General features: G+C 66.7%; 1 protein-coding gene. It reads right to left on the bottom strand.

Features of this window, described 5'->3' with window-relative positions:
- Positions 1 to 33: 33 nt before the first annotated feature.
- Positions 34 to 948, bottom strand: coding sequence for an IS982 family transposase (locus tag AB0I68_RS39195; protein ID WP_363182226.1), 915 nt, complete (start codon positions 946 to 948; stop codon positions 34 to 36).
- Positions 949 to 1,010 lie beyond the last annotated feature (62 nt).

The following is a 1,010-nucleotide window of genomic DNA, read 5'->3' as shown; positions in this document are numbered from 1 at the left end:
CTAGATGAATGAGTCCAAGGGGTGTGGTTGCGGTCAGTGATCGTAGGCAGTCAGTGATCGTTTGACGGGTTGTCCGGTCCTGTCGTTGAACCAGATGGCGGCGGTCAGGGCGAGAACGCGGGACAGGACCCGGACGGCCACGCCGGCTGGGGTCTTGCCGCCGTGTCGTTCCAGGTCGAGCTGGCCTTTGAGGGTCTGGTTGATCGACTCGATGGTCTGCCGCAAGGGCTTGAACAGGTGCGCTCCGGCCCGTTCGGGTTCGCCCTTGCGGGCCGGACGCATCAGCACCAGGTCACGCTCGGCAAGGTCACACTCGAACTCGCGCCCGTAGTAGTTCTTGTCCCCGATGATCGTCTGGCCCACGTGCGTGGCAGTGACGTCGGGGGCGGTGTCGAGCATGTCGCGCAAGGTCTCACGCTCGTCGGCCTTCGCGCCGGTCAGCGCGAACAGCACGGGCAGGCCGCCCAACGTGCAGACCAGGTGCAGGCGCAGCCCCCAGAAGTACCGGGAGTGCGACGCGCAGTAGCCGTACTGCGCCCAGCCGGCCAGGTCGGAGCGCTTGGCGGTTTCCCGCGAACAGCCGCACCCGACCGGCGTGGAGTCGACCACCCACACGTCGTCGCTCCACAGCGAGGTGTCCCGGGCCAGGACCCTGACCATGCTAGTGAGCAGCCCCGACGCTGCGCGCAGGCGCTTGTTGTATCCGGACTGCTGGGGCAGGTAGGGGAACAGGTGCCGGAAGTCGCGGTGCGCGCGGCGCAGCCAGCGGCGCTCGGAGGTGTAACCCAGCAGAGCCGACATCACCGCCAGGGTGAGCAGTTCGGCGTCACTGAGCGTGGGGGAGATTCCGATCGCCGGGCGCGCCGGAGCCAGTCCGGGCGAAGCCTTCAACTCATCGTCGATCCGGGCATAGAGTGCCGTTGCGAGGGTGTCCAGGTCTTTCGTCACACATTGACCCTGGACGCCCTCGCGCCATGTCCGCAGGCGAACCCTTGGACTCATTCATCTAG

It is taken from the genome of Streptomyces sp. NPDC050448 (assembly GCF_040655295.1).
Classification (GTDB): domain Bacteria; phylum Actinomycetota; class Actinomycetes; order Streptomycetales; family Streptomycetaceae; genus Streptomyces.
Note: the sequence above shows the minus strand (reverse complement) of the source record. Positions and strands in the feature narration are given on the sequence as shown.